Annotated in this window: 9 protein-coding genes, 1 tRNA gene, 2 rRNA genes and 1 other annotated feature; of the genes, 4 read left to right on the top strand and 8 right to left on the bottom strand. The window is 52.7% G+C overall.

Going from position 1 to position 15,866, the window contains the following annotated elements:
* Positions 1-12: 12 nt before the first annotated feature.
* The 6 genes from KGP26_RS05440 to rluD all read right to left on the bottom strand — a co-directional run bounded on the left by KGP26_RS05440 (position 13) and on the right by rluD (position 9,947).
* A 23S ribosomal RNA gene (locus KGP26_RS05440) occupies positions 13-2,920 on the bottom strand.
* A gap of 242 nt (positions 2,921-3,162) precedes the next feature.
* A tRNA-Glu gene (locus KGP26_RS05435) sits at positions 3,163-3,238 on the bottom strand.
* A gap of 205 nt (positions 3,239-3,443) precedes the next feature.
* Positions 3,444-4,984: ribosomal RNA gene (locus tag KGP26_RS05430) — 16S ribosomal RNA — on the bottom strand.
* Together the 16S and 23S rRNA genes with 1 tRNA gene alongside form the textbook arrangement of a ribosomal RNA operon.
* 550 nt (positions 4,985-5,534) lie before the next feature.
* On the bottom strand, positions 5,535-8,108 hold the full coding sequence (gene clpB, locus KGP26_RS05425) for an ATP-dependent chaperone ClpB (protein ID WP_021808129.1): 2,574 nt from the start codon (positions 8,106-8,108) through the stop codon (positions 5,535-5,537).
* 130 nt (positions 8,109-8,238) lie between these two features.
* Positions 8,239-8,970 (bottom strand): purine nucleoside phosphorylase YfiH, encoded by a 732-nt coding sequence (gene yfiH / locus KGP26_RS05420; protein ID WP_021808130.1) that lies wholly within the window; start codon positions 8,968-8,970, stop codon positions 8,239-8,241.
* On the bottom strand, positions 8,970-9,947 hold the full coding sequence (gene rluD, locus KGP26_RS05415) for a 23S rRNA pseudouridine(1911/1915/1917) synthase RluD (RefSeq protein ID WP_021182199.1): 978 nt from the start codon (positions 9,945-9,947) through the stop codon (positions 8,970-8,972). The genes yfiH and rluD overlap by 1 nt, the downstream gene beginning before the upstream one ends.
* A 132-nt stretch (positions 9,948-10,079) precedes the next feature.
* Between rluD and bamD the strand changes: the two genes are divergently transcribed.
* The 4 genes from bamD (at position 10,080) to pheA (ending at position 12,960) form a co-directional block, all read left to right on the top strand.
* Complete coding sequence (gene bamD / locus KGP26_RS05410; RefSeq protein WP_021808131.1) at positions 10,080-10,811, top strand: outer membrane protein assembly factor BamD; 732 nt, start codon at positions 10,080-10,082, stop codon at positions 10,809-10,811.
* A gap of 312 nt (positions 10,812-11,123) precedes the next feature.
* Entirely contained in the window at positions 11,124-11,468 is a 345-nt protein-coding gene (gene raiA / locus KGP26_RS05405) for a ribosome-associated translation inhibitor RaiA (RefSeq protein WP_021182197.1), read from the top strand.
* A gap of 124 nt (positions 11,469-11,592) precedes the next feature.
* Positions 11,593-11,718 (top strand) — a sequence feature (Phe leader region).
* A complete protein-coding gene (pheL, locus tag KGP26_RS05400; protein ID WP_192958309.1) occupies positions 11,594-11,641 on the top strand; it encodes a pheA operon leader peptide PheL in 48 nt (15 codons plus the stop codon). (Overlaps the previous feature by 48 nt.)
* 84 nt (positions 11,719-11,802) lie before the next feature.
* On the top strand, positions 11,803-12,960 hold the full coding sequence (pheA, locus tag KGP26_RS05395; RefSeq protein ID WP_021182196.1) for a bifunctional chorismate mutase/prephenate dehydratase: 1,158 nt from the start codon (positions 11,803-11,805) through the stop codon (positions 12,958-12,960).
* Between the two features lie 39 nt (positions 12,961-12,999).
* Here pheA and tyrA read toward each other — a convergent pair whose 3' ends face one another.
* Both tyrA and KGP26_RS05385 read right to left on the bottom strand, forming a co-directional pair.
* A complete protein-coding gene (gene tyrA, locus KGP26_RS05390) occupies positions 13,000-14,121 on the bottom strand; it encodes a bifunctional chorismate mutase/prephenate dehydrogenase (protein ID WP_223665123.1) in 1,122 nt (373 codons plus the stop codon).
* Between the two features lie 6 nt (positions 14,122-14,127).
* On the bottom strand, positions 14,128-15,201 hold the full coding sequence (locus KGP26_RS05385; RefSeq protein ID WP_021182194.1) for a 3-deoxy-7-phosphoheptulonate synthase: 1,074 nt from the start codon (positions 15,199-15,201) through the stop codon (positions 14,128-14,130).
* Between the last annotated feature and the right edge of the window lie 665 nt (positions 15,202-15,866).

The following is a 15,866-nucleotide window of genomic DNA, read 5'->3' as shown; positions in this document are numbered from 1 at the left end:
CTTCGGTGTTGTAAGGTTAAGCCTCACGGATCATTAGTACTGGTTAGCTCAATGCATCGCTGCACTTACACACCCAGCCTATCAACGTCTTAGTCTTAAACGTTCCTTCAGGGACCTTAAAGGCCCAGGGAAGACTCATCTCGAGGCAAGTTTCGCGCTTAGATGCTTTCAGCGCTTATCTTTTCCGCACTTAGCTACCGGGCAGTGCCATTGGCATGACAACCCGAACACCAGTGGTGCGTTCACTCCGGTCCTCTCGTACTAGGAGCAACCCCTCTCAATCTTCCAACGCCCACGGCAGATAGGGACCGAACTGTCTCACGACGTTCTAAACCCAGCTCGCGTACCACTTTAAATGGCGAACAGCCATACCCTTGGGACCTACTTCAGCCCCAGGATGTGATGAGCCGACATCGAGGTGCCAAACACCGCCGTCGATATGAACTCTTGGGCGGTATCAGCCTGTTATCCCCGGAGTACCTTTTATCCGTTGAGCGATGGCCCTTCCATTCAGAACCACCGGATCACTAAGACCTACTTTCGTACCTGCTCGAGCCGTCACTCTCGCAGTCAAGCTAGCTTATGCCTTTGCACTAACCTCACGATGTCCGACCGTGATTAGCTAACCTTCGTGCTCCTCCGTTACTCTTTGGGAGGAGACCGCCCCAGTCAAACTACCCACCAGACACTGTCCTCACCCCGGATCACGGGGCCGAGTTAGAACATCAAACATTAAAGGGTGGTATTTCAAGGTTGGCTCCATGCAGACTGGCGTCCACACTTCAAAGCCTCCCACCTATCCTACACATCAAGGCTCAATGTTCAGTGTCAAGCTATAGTAAAGGTTCACGGGGTCTTTCCGTCTTGCCGCGGGTACACTGCATCTTCACAGCGAGTTCAATTTCACTGAGTCTCGGGTGGAGACAGCCTGGCCATCATTACGCCATTCGTGCAGGTCGGAACTTACCCGACAAGGAATTTCGCTACCTTAGGACCGTTATAGTTACGGCCGCCGTTTACTGGGGCTTCGATCAAGAGCTTCGCCTTGCGGCTGACCCCATCAATTAACCTTCCAGCACCGGGCAGGCGTCACACCGTATACGTCCACTTTCGTGTTTGCACAGTGCTGTGTTTTTATTAAACAGTTGCAGCCAGCTGGTATCTGCGACTGGCTTCAGCTCCGAGAGCAAGTCTCTTCACCTACGCGCCAGCGTGCCTTCTCCCGAAGTTACGGCACCATTTTGCCTAGTTCCTTCACCCGAGTTCTCTCAAGCGCCTTGGTATTCTCTACCTGACCACCTGTGTCGGTTTGGGGTACGATTTGATGTTACCTGATGCTTAGAGGCTTTTCCTGGAAGCAGGGCATCAACTACTTCTGCACCGTAGTGCATCGTCATCACGCCTCAGGGTTGGTAGCGTTCCGGATTTACCAGGAACACCCCCCTACACGCTTAAACCGGGACAACCGTCGCCCGGCTAGCCTAGCCTTCTCCGTCCCCCCTTCGCAGTAACACCGAGTACAGGAATATTAACCTGTTTCCCATCGACTACGCCTTTCGGCCTCGCCTTAGGGGTCGACTCACCCTGCCCCGATTAACGTTGGACAGGAACCCTTGGTCTTCCGGCGAGCGGGTTTTTCACCCGCTTTATCGTTACTTATGTCAGCATTCGCACTTCTGATACCTCCAGCAAACCTCACAGTTCACCTTCAACGGCTTACAGAACGCTCCCCTACCCAACAACGCCTGAGCGTCGCTGCCGCAGCTTCGGTGCATGGTTTAGCCCCGTTACATCTTCCGCGCAGGCCGACTCGACCAGTGAGCTATTACGCTTTCTTTAAATGATGGCTGCTTCTAAGCCAACATCCTGGCTGTCTATGCCTTCCCACATCGTTTCCCACTTAACCATGACTTTGGGACCTTAGCTGGCGGTCTGGGTTGTTTCCCTCTTCACGACGGACGTTAGCACCCGCCGTGTGTCTCCCGTGATAACATTCTTCGGTATTCGGAGTTTGCATCGGTTTGGTAAGCCGGGATGGCCCCCTAGCCGAAACAGTGCTCTACCCCCGAAGATGAGTTCACGAGGCGCTACCTAAATAGCTTTCGGGGAGAACCAGCTATCTCCCGGTTTGATTGGCCTTTCACCCCCAGCCACAAGTCATCCGCTAATTTTTCAACATTAGTCGGTTCGGTCCTCCAGTTAGTGTTACCCAACCTTCAACCTGCCCATGGCTAGATCACCGGGTTTCGGGTCTATACCTTGCAACTATTCGCCCAGTTAAGACTCGGTTTCCCTACGGCTCCCCTATACGGTTAACCTTGCTACAAAATATAAGTCGCTGACCCATTATACAAAAGGTACGCAGTCACACCACGAAGGTGCTCCCACTGCTTGTACGTACACGGTTTCAGGTTCTATTTCACTCCCCTCGCCGGGGTTCTTTTCGCCTTTCCCTCACGGTACTGGTTCACTATCGGTCAGTCAGGAGTATTTAGCCTTGGAGGATGGTCCCCCCATATTCAGACAGGATGTCACGTGTCCCGCCCTACTCATCGAACTCACAATTAATGCATTTTAGTGTACGGGGCTATCACCCTTTGCTGCGCGACTTTCCAGACGCTTCCACTAACACAAGAACTGATTCAGGTTCTGGGCTGTTCCCCGTTCGCTCGCCGCTACTAGGGGAATCTCGGTTGATTTCTTTTCCTCGGGGTACTTAGATGTTTCAGTTCCCCCGGTTCGCCTCGTATGGCTATGTATTCACCATACGATAGTGTGTCGAAACACACTGGGTTTCCCCATTCGGGTATTGCCGGTTATAACGGTTCATATCACCTTACCGACACTTTTCGCAGATTAGCACGCCCTTCATCGCCTCTGACTGCCTAGGCATCCACCGTGTACGCTTAGTCACTTAACCTCACAACCCGAAGGTGTTTCTGTAAACAGAGACACTGTCGTGCTGTTTATTTGAGAGACTCTATGACAGGTTAATCCTTACCCCGATACATCTACGGAGGGATAAGTTTCAGCTGTCATGTTTCAATTTTCAGCTTGTTCCAGATTGTTAAAGAGCAATATCTTAAACACGACTCGCAAGAGTCATCTTTAAGATAATCAGTCACGAATGACCGGTGATAATGTCTTTCACTCATTATCGGATGGCGTCCCCAAGGGGATTCGAACCCCTGTTACAGCCGTGAAAGGGCAGTGTCCTAGGCCTCTAGACGATGGGGACCCGAAATTTGCTTATCGAATCACTGATTCGATAATTTCGGGTAAAGGTGAGATTTTTCGTGAAAAATCGAGCGCCATTGTTGTTTGTCACTGCACTAGACAGTCACAAATTTCCCGGCACTTACCTATACCACAAGGTTTTGTTTGCTCATTACTTTTCATCAGACAATCTGTGTGGACACTGCACTCAACTGCATATCTTTAGGTAAGGAGGTGATCCAACCGCAGGTTCCCCTACGGTTACCTTGTTACGACTTCACCCCAGTCATGAATCACAAAGTGGTAAGCGCCCTCCCGAAGGTTAAGCTACCTACTTCTTTTGCAACCCACTCCCATGGTGTGACGGGCGGTGTGTACAAGGCCCGGGAACGTATTCACCGTAGCATTCTGATCTACGATTACTAGCGATTCCGACTTCACGGAGTCGAGTTGCAGACTCCGATCCGGACTACGACATACTTTATGAGGTCCGCTTGCTCTCGCGAGTTCGCTTCTCTTTGTATATGCCATTGTAGCACGTGTGTAGCCCTACTCGTAAGGGCCATGATGACTTGACGTCATCCCCACCTTCCTCCGGTTTATCACCGGCAGTCTCCTTTGAGTTCCCGCCATTACGCGCTGGCAACAAAGGATAAGGGTTGCGCTCGTTGCGGGACTTAACCCAACATTTCACAACACGAGCTGACGACAGCCATGCAGCACCTGTCTCACAGTTCCCGAAGGCACCAATCCATCTCTGGAAAGTTCTGTGGATGTCAAGAGTAGGTAAGGTTCTTCGCGTTGCATCGAATTAAACCACATGCTCCACCGCTTGTGCGGGCCCCCGTCAATTCATTTGAGTTTTAACCTTGCGGCCGTACTCCCCAGGCGGTCGACTTAACGCGTTAGCTCCGGAAGCCACGCCTCAAGGGCACAACCTCCAAGTCGACATCGTTTACAGCGTGGACTACCAGGGTATCTAATCCTGTTTGCTCCCCACGCTTTCGCACCTGAGCGTCAGTCTTTGTCCAGGGGGCCGCCTTCGCCACCGGTATTCCTCCAGATCTCTACGCATTTCACCGCTACACCTGGAATTCTACCCCCCTCTACAAGACTCTAGCTTGCCAGTTTCAAATGCAGTTCCCAAGTTAAGCTCGGGGATTTCACATCTGACTTAACAAACCGCCTGCGTGCGCTTTACGCCCAGTAATTCCGATTAACGCTTGCACCCTCCGTATTACCGCGGCTGCTGGCACGGAGTTAGCCGGTGCTTCTTCTGCGAGTAACGTCAATGAACAGTGCTATTAACACCGAACCCTTCCTCCTCGCTGAAAGTGCTTTACAACCCGAAGGCCTTCTTCACACACGCGGCATGGCTGCATCAGGCTTGCGCCCATTGTGCAATATTCCCCACTGCTGCCTCCCGTAGGAGTCTGGACCGTGTCTCAGTTCCAGTGTGGCTGGTCATCCTCTCAGACCAGCTAGGGATCGTCGCCTAGGTGAGCCATTACCTCACCTACTAGCTAATCCCATCTGGGCACATCCGATGGTGTGAGGCCCGAAGGTCCCCCACTTTGGTCCGAAGACGTTATGCGGTATTAGCTACCGTTTCCAGTAGTTATCCCCCTCCATCGGGCAGTTTCCCAGACATTACTCACCCGTCCGCCGCTCGTCACCCAGGAGCAAGCTCCTTGTGCTACCGCTCGACTTGCATGTGTTAGGCCTGCCGCCAGCGTTCAATCTGAGCCATGATCAAACTCTTCAATTAAAAGCTTGATTTGCTGCAACTCGTGCAGCGATGCTCGAAAATTAACTTTCGTAATCATTCATTCGCATGAATGACTGCTTGGTCACTCTTCAAGACTTGATATTTTTTTGCTACCGAAGTAGCTGGATATCGTCTTGTGAGTGCCCACACAGATTGTCTGATAAATTGTTAAAGAGCGTTCGTTACCGGGAAGTTTCTCGGTAACGCGGGAGGTGCATATTACGCTTTCCCGCTGAAGAGTCAACCTTTTTCTCTTACGAGACGCGGTGTTTTCACCGAGTTGCTTCTTCCTGGCTGGGCGACTTGCTCGTCGTTGTTCCCGGTCAGTGGAGGCGCATTATAGGGAGTTCTCAGAAGGGCGCAACCCCTAAATTCAAAAAACTTTTCAAGCGCTCAAATATCAGCCAAAACGGACGTTTTAGGATAATTATTAGTCTAAAAGACGCTGATTTCATGTTGTTGAACACCGAAAACCCGTCAACCAGGCTAAACCCAAACAAAAGGGGGCGGTAAAAACCGCCCCCTTCTATATAGCTACCAGCAACTACTTTTATTGCTTGGCAACGATATGGTCGTTTTCCACGTCCAGCGTCACCGGTTTGCCTGGGATCAACTTGCCAGACAAGATTTGCTGTGCCAGCGGGTTTTCGATTTCCTGCTGGATAGCACGTTTCAACGGCCGCGCACCATACACAGGGTCGTAACCGGTTTTGCCCAACAGCTCCAAGGCTGGCTCCGTAATACTGACTTCGTAGCCACGCTCTTCCAGACGCTGGTACAGACGCGCCAACTGGATCTTGGCAATCTGCGCGATATGTTTCTGGCCGAGCGGATGGAACACCACCACTTCGTCGATACGGTTGATGAATTCCGGACGGAAATGTTGGCTCACCATCTCCATGACCGATTCCTTCATCTGTGGATAGCTCATCTGACCGAAATGCTCCTGGATCAGATCGGAACCCAGGTTAGAGGTCATGATCACCACGGTATTACGGAAATCAACGGTACGACCTTGACCGTCTGTCAGACGTCCGTCATCCAACACCTGTAACAGGATGTTGAACACGTCTGGGTGCGCTTTTTCCACTTCGTCCAACAGGATCACTGAATATGGACGACGGCGCACCGCTTCTGTCAGATAACCGCCCTCTTCATAACCGACATAGCCTGGAGGCGCACCCACCAGCCGCGATACGGAGTGTTTCTCCATAAACTCGGACATGTCGATACGCACCATCGCGTCATCACTGTCGAACAGGAACCCAGCCAACGCCTTACACAGTTCGGTTTTACCCACCCCGGTAGGACCCAGGAACAGGAATGAACCGATCGGCCGGTTTGGATCGGAAAGACCGGCACGGCTGCGGCGAATGGCATTGGACACCGCGTTCACCGCTTCATCCTGGCCAATCACCCGTGAGTGCAGTTCCTGCTCGAGACGCAGCAGTTTGTCGCGCTCACCTTCCAGCATTCTGGCCACCGGGATACCAGTCGCTTTCGCCAATACTTCGGCGATTTCGGCGTCGGTAACGCGGTTACGCAGCAGCTTCATGGTTTTGCCTTCTGCCTGCGTGGCCGCCTCAAGCTGTTTTTCCAGCTCAGGGATTTTGCCATACTGCAGTTCAGACATGCGCCCAAGGTCACCTACGCGGCGCGCCTGCTCCAGCGTGATCTTGGCCTGCTCCAGTTCCGCCTTGATATTCTGGGTACCAGACAGCGAAGCCTTTTCCGCTTTCCACTCTTCTTCCAGTTCTGAGTATTCGCGCTCTTTCTGCTCCAGCTCGCTACTCAGCATTTCCAAGCGTTTCTTACTGGCGTCATCCGATTCCTTGTTCAGTGCCTGCTCTTCCAGTTTCAACTGGATGATGCGGCGCTCCAGGCGATCGAGCGATTCCGGTTTGGAGTCCATCTGCATGCGAATGCTGGAGGCGGCCTCATCGATCAGGTCGATGGCCTTATCCGGCAACTGACGGTCGGAAACATAGCGGTGCGACAATGTCGCCGCTGCTACGATCGCCGGGTCCGTTATCTGCACGTGGTGATGCAGCTCATAGCGTTCTTTCAGGCCACGCAGGATGGCGATGGTGTCTTCCACGCTCGGTTCCGCGACATAGACTTTCTGGAAGCGGCGCTCCAGCGCAGCATCCTTCTCTATATATTGGCGATACTCGTTTAGCGTGGTCGCCCCTACGCAGTGCAGTTCCCCACGGGCAAGCGCGGGTTTGAGCATGTTGCCAGCATCCATCGCGCCATCGGCTTTACCGGCACCCACCATGGTATGCAGCTCATCAATGAACAGGATGACGCTGCCTTCCTGTTTGGAAAGATCGCTCAGCACCGCCTTCAGGCGTTCTTCAAATTCGCCCCGGTATTTCGCCCCGGCAATCAACGCGCCCATATCCAGGGAAAGCACACGTTTATGCTTCAGCCCTTCGGGAACTTCGCCGTTGATAATGCGCTGAGCCAAGCCTTCAACGATGGCGGTTTTACCGACACCAGGCTCACCAATCAGTACCGGGTTGTTTTTGGTACGGCGTTGCAGCACCTGAATGGTGCGGCGGATCTCTTCATCACGGCCAATCACCGGGTCAAGCTTGCCCTGTTCCGCACGCTCAGTGAGATCGATAGTGTATTTTTTCAGAGCCTGACGCTGATCTTCTGCACCTTGGTCATCCACGCTGTCTCCCCCCCGCATTTGTTCAATGGCTTTGGCTATTTTATCCGCTGTAGCACCGGCTGCTTTCAGCAGATCGGTCAAGTTACCGCGATCTTCAAGCACCGCCAGCACAAACAGCTCGGATGAAATAAACTTGTCTGCCCGCTTTTGCGCCAGCTTGTCGCAAAGGTTGAGGACACGTACCAGTTCGTGTGAGGGTTGAACATCCCCACCGGTACCTTCAACCTGTGGCAGACGAGACAATGCCTGATCGATGTCGGTACGCACTCGCGCAGCATCAATCCCGGCAGAAGTCAGTAATGGACGAACCGTCCCCCCATCCTGATTGAGCAGGGCGCTCATCAGATGTAACGGTTCAATAAATTGATTGTCGCGCCCAAGGGCCAAAGACTGGGCATCGGCGAGGGCAAGCTGGAATTTGTTAGTAAGACGATCCAGACGCATAACACCTCCAATGTAGGTCAAAATTGCTACTGGAGATTAAATGAGGTCATCCCTCAAATTTTCAAGGTTATCTCGACACTATATTATGAGTACAACGTCATGCATCAGTGGATCGTCCTAGGGCAGTAGGTTATCTCACCCAGATCAAACTTGCCATACGTCCGGTTGTTCCGTCGCGCCGATAGGAGAAAAAATGACTCATTTCGTTCATTGTGCAACGATTACCGCCATAAATGGCGAAAATACCAGCACCTTGCAGGCGCTGACGAGCCAAAAGATAGAGGTCTGCGAGGAATTTTTCACCGTGGGGAGTAAAAGCGGCGGCGGCGGCGCTATCAATATCCATAAATGCCGCACGCACTTCAGCCCCAACTTCGAACCGGCTTGGGCCGATTGCCGGGCCGAGCCAGGCAGTGATGTTTTCTGGTGCGGCAGCAAAGCGCGCCACGGTATTTTCCAGCACGCCATGACATAAGCCACGCCAACCGGCATGCGCGGCGGCAACTTCATCCCCCGCTTGTGAAGCAAACAGTACCGGTAGGCAATCCGCCGTCATCACTGCGCAGACCAACCCGGCCACATTGCTGTAAACCGCATCGGCGCGCAAATCTTCAGGCGTTTGGCCATCCAGCGTCAGTACACGAGTACCATGTACCTGCTCCAGCCATAGCGGCATCTGCGGCAAGCCGGCGGCCGTGACCAAACATTGGCGGTTACGCGCCACGGCCTGTGCATCATCACCAACGTGCTCACCCAGATTCAGCGAGTCGTAGGGAGGAAGGCTGACACCGCCATGACGAGTGGAGCTGCAGGCTGTTACCCCTGCAGGCAGCGGCCAATCGGGTACAATCAGCGAACTCATTACCAATTCATCTGATCTTTGAATTCTTCGGTATCGAGCTTCAGCGCGTTGATCAGATCGACCATATCCTGTGGGATTGGCGCATGCCATTCCATCTGGATACCGCTGATCGGATGATACAGGCGCAACATGGTTGCGTGCAGTGCCTGACGGTCAAAGCCGCGCAACGTGTTGATAAAGGCCTCTGACGCCCCTTTTGGCGGACGTGGACGGCCACCGTAGAGTTGATCGCCCACCAGCGGATGGTCGATATACGCCATATGCACACGGATCTGGTGCGTACGGCCGGTTTCCAGGCGCAAGCGCAAACGGGTATGGGCGCGGAAATGTTCCATAATGCGGTAATGAGTCACCGCAGGTTTGCCCATTGGGTGCACGGCCATGTGAGTACGTTTGGTGGAGTGGCGGGCAATAGGTTGCTCCACCGTGCCACCCGCGGTCATGGTGCCGATCGCTACCGCTTCGTACTCTCGGGTGATCTCACGCTCCTGCAATGCCTCAACCAGGCGGGTTTGCGCCGGAACGGTTTTGGCAACCACCATCAGGCCGGTGGTATCTTTATCCAAACGGTGAACGATACCGGCACGCGGTACGTCGGCAATCTCCGGGAAATAATGTAACAATGCATTAAGCACCGTCCCATCCGGATTACCCGCACCTGGGTGCACCACCAGGCCGCGAGGCTTGTTGATCACCAGAATATCGGCGTCTTCATAGACGATATCCAGCGGGATGTCTTGCGGTTCCCAACGGGCATCTTCTTCAATCTGTGCATCAATGGCGACCGTCTCTCCCCCCAGTACCTTCTCTTTCGGCTTGTTTATCGTTTTGCCATTGACCTGTACCCTGTCTTCCAGGATCCATTCTTTTATGCGAGATCTTGAATAATCAGGGAACAATTCGGCCAAAGCCTGATCTAAACGTTGTCCGAGTTGAGTTTCGGCCACCGTTGCGGTGAGTTGTACTTGTTGTGCCATATGCAGCTTCTTCGTTAACGTTGGGTTTTCACGGCGATGCCGTTTAATATAATGTGCTATTGTAACTGGTCTTTTGTCGGGAGCTTAACGGACAGTCTCCCAAAATAACACCCTGAGGATAATCTAAACGTCATGACGCGTATGAAATATCTGGTGGCGGCAGCCACGTTGAGCCTGGCGCTGGCAGGTTGCTCCACATCCAAGGATACGGTTCCCGACAGCCCGCCTTCGGAAATCTATGCTACTGCCCAGCAAAAACTGCAGGACGGTAACTTTAAGGGCGCGATTACGCAACTCGAAGCGTTAGATAACCGCTATCCATTCGGGCCGTACTCTCAGCAGGTCCAATTGGATCTGATTTATGCCTACTATAAATCTGCCGATTTACCTTTGGCACAGGCCTCTATCGATCGTTTTATGCGTCTGAACCCAACGCATCCGAACATCGACTACGTCATGTACATGCGCGGTCTGACAGATATGGCGTTGGATGACAGTGCTCTGCAAGGCTTCTTCGGGGTTGACCGTTCTGACCGCGATCCACAGCATGCCCGCGCCGCATTCCGCGACTTCAGCCAGCTGATCCAGCAGTATCCGAACAGCCAATACGCGACCGATGCCTACAAGCGTCTGGTATTCCTGAAGGACCGTCTATCCAAGTACGAGCTCTCAGTGGCGGAATACTACACTAAACGTGGCGCTTACGTCGCGGTAGTTAATCGCGTTGAGCAGATGATGCGTGAATTCCCGGATACCAAAGCGACGCGCGATGCGCTGCCGCTGATGGAAAACGCCTATCGCCAGTTGCAATTGAATGCTCAGGCCGACAAGGTAGCGAAAATCATCGCCGCCAACGCGTCTTGAGTCTTTGATATGGGCACAAAAACAAAACGGCAGCTTCGGCTGCCGTTTTCATTTGCTGCAAATTCAGCCGTTTTAAGGATAAATACACAAGCAAAAACACGGTGTTAGCAAGGCTGCACCACCGGTTAACCTATCGATAATGCGCGTTCTGCTGCCAAGACTCAAGCGTTAGATGGCAGTTTCAGATGCTAAATCACAGATTGAACTAACTTTGCAAAAAGTGACAAAAATTTGTGTTTTCCATCACGCATTTCGGCAAAAAGAGCGGTATGCTGAATCTATCCAAGACGGAAAGACAGAGAGGTAAGTTATATGACACTCAACATTACCAGCAAACAAATGGATATCACCCCCGCAATCCGTAATCATGTCGAAGACCGTCTCAGTAAACTGGAAAAGTGGCAGGCGCAGCTGATCAACCCACACATCGTCTTATCTAAAGAACCTAAAGGGTTTGCCGTCGACGCCACCATTACCACGCCTAACGGTCCGCTGGTTGCCAGCGCCAAACATGAAGACATGTATACCGCCGTTAATGACCTGATTGCCAAACTTGAGCGTCAGTTGAACAAGGTACAACACAAAAGCGAGGCACGCCGCGCTTATGCCAGCGTGAAAGACCTGGCTCCAGTAATCACGCAGGAAGAAGAGGAATAACTCTGCAAGTGATTGTTTCACATCAAACGCGCCCTAGGGCGCGTTTTTTGTCTGTCGGTTTCTATTGACACAATGAAAAGCCAGCGGTTACTTTAAACCCTGATTTACACACATTTTGGAACGCCATGAGCCGTAAACCGTTTTTCTTCGCATTCTTTTTTACCTTCCCCTGATTGGGAGGCGTTTCGTCGTGTGAGAAAGAATGCGAAGACGAACAACCAAGCCTCCTCAAGCAGGGGGCTTTTTTTATGGCTATATGACAACCCTCCCCGCTGGGCTTCAAGCTGCGGCTTGCAAGACGACGGGATTAGAAGAATACAAGGCAAAGCTGATTATGACTGATAACCCGTTACTCGTGCTGCGCGAACGCATCAGCGCACTGGATATGAAATTGCTGGCCCTGCTGGCAGAGCGCCGTGAACTGGCGGTGGAGGTGGGCAAAACCAAACTGCATTCGCACCGCCCGATCCGCGATAAAGAGCGTGAGCGCGATCTGTTGGACGCCTTGATCAGCGCGGCCAAACCTTATGACCTCGATGGTTTTTACGTCACTCGCCTGTTCCAGCTGATTATCGAAGACTCCGTGCTGACCCAGCAGGCCCTGTTGCAGCACCAGCTTAACCAGACCAGCCAACATTCCGCGCGCATTGCCTTCCTGGGGCCAAAAGGCTCTTACTCACATCTGGCCGCCCGCCAGTACGCCGCCCGCCATTTCGATCAGCTCATCGAATGCGGCTGTCAGAAATTCCAGGACATCTTTACCCAGGTGGAAACCGGCCAGGCGGATTACGCCATTTTGCCCATCGAGAACACCAGTTCCGGCTCTATCAACGATGTGTACGACCTGCTGCAACATACCAGCCTGTCGATCGTGGGTGAGTTAACCTTGCCGATCGATCACTGCGTACTGGTAGCCAGCGACACCGATCTGCAGCAGATCGAAACCGTCTATAGCCACCCGCAACCTTTCCAGCAGTGCAGCCAGTATTTGAACCGCTATCCACACTGGAAGATCGAGTATTGCGAAAGCACCGCCGCCGCTATGGAGAAGGTCGCCAAGCTGAACTCGCCAAAAGCTGCGGCGTTAGGCAGCGAGGCCGGTGGTGCGCTGTACAATCTGCAGGTACTGGAACATAACCTGGCTAACCAGCAGCAGAACATCACTCGCTTCATTATTCTGGCGCGTAAGGCGATAGAGGTTTCCGAGCAGGTTCCGGCCAAAACCACGCTGATCATGGCCACCGGTCAACAATCCGGTGCTCTGGTGGAAGCTCTGTTGGTGCTACGTGACAATGGCATCATCATGACCAAGCTGGAATCACGCCCGATCAACGGTAACCCGTGGGAAGAGATGTTTTACATTGATGTGCAGGCTAACCTGCGTTCTGTGGCGATGGAGAAGGCGTTGAAAGGGCTGACACCGATCACCCGCTCGCTGAAAGTGCTGGGCTGTTATCCAAGCGAAAACGTGGTGCCGGTCAATCCGTCTTAAGTAGCAAAAAGGGTTCGGCTATGCCGAACCTTTTCCCCTCTATTGACGGCTATCGTTCGCCTGGCGCAGCAAAGAACGGCTCTCAACCAGGAAGCGCTGGGCATAATCACCAAACCAGTGCTCCACCTTCTGGAAGCTTTGAATAAAGGCCTGCTTGTCGCCCTGTTCCAGTAGCTTGATCGCCTCACCAAAGCGCTGATAGTAGCGTTTGATCAGATGAATATTGTCTTCAGAAGACATGATGATATCGGCGTACAGCTGCGGATCCTGAGCAAATAGCCGCCCCACCATTGCCAGTTCCAACCGATAGATCGGCGAAGAGAGCGCCAGCAACTGCTCCAGCTGTACGTTCTCTTCGGCCAGATGCAGGCCGTAAGCAAAGGTAGCAAAGTGGCGCAGCGCCTGGATAAAGGCCATGTTCTGATCGTGTTCGACGGCGCTGATACGATGCAAACGCGCGCCCCAAACCTGCAACTGCTCCAGCAACCACTGGTAGGCTTCTGGCTGACGACCATCGCAGTACACCACCACCTGTTTGGCCACGCTGCCAACATCCGGGCCGAACATTGGGTGCAACCCCAGTACCGGGCCACCGTGTACGGCCAGCATCGCCTGTAACGGTCGGCTCTTCACCGAAGCCAGATCGACCAGAATACAGTCCTGCGGCAGCGGCGGCAGTTGGGCGATCACCTGCTCGGTAATATGGATCGGCACGCTGACAATCACCATACCGGCATCTGCCAGCAGGCTATCCGCCTGCGGCCAATCCTCTTGATCCAACACTTTAACCTGATAACCCGACAGCGTAAGCAACCGGTTAAACAGGCGGCCCATCTGGCCATTACCGCCAATAATGACGATAGGGCGCAGCTGTGGGCACAGCGTTTTGAAGCCTTTATCGTTCTCGCTAGTGTAGGATTCACGCATCACACGGCGAAGCACGTCTTCGATCAAATCTGGTGGAACGCCGAGGCTTTCCGCTTCCTGGCGGCGAGAGGCCAACATTGCCGCCTCCCGCTCAGGTACGTAAACCGGTAAACCGTAGTGGCTTTTGACTTCCCCTACTTCCGCCACCAGCTCCAGGCGTTTCGCCAACAGGGCCAGCAGCGCTTTATCCACTTCGTCAATTTGATCGCGTAATGCGGTCAGTTCAGCCACCATAACTCACTACTCTCCAGTGCGTGCCATCAGCGCAGCGCCGAGTTCCTGATGCATTTGGCGCAGCAGCGTCTCCGTGCTTTCCCAGTTGATGCAGGCATCGGTCACCGATACGCCGTAGCGCATATCCACACGCGGCTGTTCAGAAGACTGGCTGCCCTCGTGCAGATTGCTTTCCAGCATGATGCCGGTAATCGAACGGTTACCCGCTCTGATCTGCTCAACGACGGATTCGGCAACCGCTGGCTGACGGCGATAGTCTTTATTTGAGTTGCCATGGCTGCAATCTATCATCAAGGACGGATGGAGTCCCGCATCCTGCATCTGTTTTTCGCAGGCGGCAACGTGCTCAGCGCTGTAGTTAGGCGTTTTACCACCGCGCAGGATCACATGACCATCCGGGTTACCCTGGGTTTGCAGCAGGCAAACCTGGCCAGCCTGATTGATACCGACAAAACGGTGCGCCATGGATGCAGCGCGCATCGCGTTGATGGCCGTGCCCAGGCTACCGTCCGTACCGTTTTTGAAGCCCACTGGCATTGAGAGGCCGGAAGCCATTTCACGGTGCGTCTGAGATTCTGTAGTACGCGCACCGATCGCCGACCAGCTGAACAGATCGCCCAGGTATTGCGGGCTGTTCGGATCCAACGCTTCGGTCGCCAACGGCAGGCCCATACCGACCAGATCCAGCAGCAGGCGACGCGCAATGTGCAAACCCGCTTCTACATCAAAGGATCCATCCATATACGGATCGTTGATCAGGCCTTTCCAGCCGACGGTGGTTCTTGGTTTTTCAAAATAGACGCGCATAACGATATACAGCTGATCGCTCAATTCAGCCGACAGGGTTTTCAGACGGCGCGCGTAATCCAGCGCGGCATCAGGATCGTGGATCGAACATGGCCCACAGACCACCAGCAGACGGTGATCTTGCCCTTTAAGGATATTGGCAATGGTTTGGCGGGCCGTCGCGATTTCCGTTTCATCGTTGGCACTGAGTGGGAACTGGTTCTTCAGCTCTTCCGGGGTGATCAGAACCTGTTCTGCACTGATATGTACGTTGTTGAGCGCGTCTTTTTGCATGATCCTATTCCTGTCGTTTGCCGTTATGCGTGTGCGTAGTGAAAACATTGAGCGTTACAGGTGCTACCTTAACCACTCCTTGTAAAGTTTTCAATCCATTTACTGTAAATAAAAAATTACCATCATGAACAGCGAAGTAAAACATCGGCGACAGAAAACAAAATACAGATCAAATAGCTGTTTTATTTAAATAAAAAAACAATAGGCCAATAGGGCGCAGCGAAGAAAAACCAACGTCAGCCTCCCTAAAAAACACAGGCCGTAAATAAAAGTGAACACAAAAATAGATTACTCATTGGCCCTGAAGCGATCAAAAAAACACCACTTCGGCGTGTAGGAGGCACTGCATGCCACGCCCGCATAGCCAACAAATTCCTTGGCAAACCCGCCCCATCCATCGCCAAATTAAACAACTATAAAACAATTGTCATACATTTAACTGGCAATTGATTTTCATTCTTTATTCATTTGAATCTATATCAGAAATAATAGTCACTCTATTGAATAAATATTGCGGGATCTCACAGTTATCCCTCGCCAAATAAATAACTATGGCATAAATCGCTCACACCTCTTTAGGGTTACTCTGCGAAGACAGAGCCCGTACTGCCTGCATTGAGGAGCGATGGGCGTTAGCAGTTATTTCTTTCTGACAAGGGACTCTC

Origin of the sequence: Serratia sp. JSRIV002 (genome assembly GCF_019968725.1) — a bacterium.
GTDB classification, from domain to species: domain Bacteria; phylum Pseudomonadota; class Gammaproteobacteria; order Enterobacterales; family Enterobacteriaceae; genus Chania; species Chania fonticola_B.
This window is presented reverse-complemented; position numbering and strand designations above follow the sequence as displayed.

Excerpts from the sequence above, each read along its gene's own strand:
- clpB (WP_021808129.1), bottom strand. The coding sequence starts at position 8,108 with ATGCGTCTGGATCGTCTTACTAACAAATTCCAGCTTGCCCTCGCCGAT.
- yfiH (WP_021808130.1), bottom strand. The coding sequence starts at position 8,970 with ATGAGTTCGCTGATTGTACCCGATTGGCCGCTGCCTGCAGGGGTAACA.
- rluD (WP_021182199.1), bottom strand. The coding sequence starts at position 9,947 with ATGGCACAACAAGTACAACTCACCGCAACGGTGGCCGAAACTCAACTC.
- bamD (WP_021808131.1), top strand. The coding sequence starts at position 10,080 with ATGACGCGTATGAAATATCTGGTGGCGGCAGCCACGTTGAGCCTGGCG.
- raiA (WP_021182197.1), top strand. The coding sequence starts at position 11,124 with ATGACACTCAACATTACCAGCAAACAAATGGATATCACCCCCGCAATC.
- pheA (WP_021182196.1), top strand. The coding sequence starts at position 11,803 with ATGACTGATAACCCGTTACTCGTGCTGCGCGAACGCATCAGCGCACTG.
- tyrA (WP_223665123.1), bottom strand. The coding sequence starts at position 14,121 with ATGGTGGCTGAACTGACCGCATTACGCGATCAAATTGACGAAGTGGAT.
- KGP26_RS05385 (WP_021182194.1), bottom strand. The coding sequence starts at position 15,201 with ATGCAAAAAGACGCGCTCAACAACGTACATATCAGTGCAGAACAGGTT.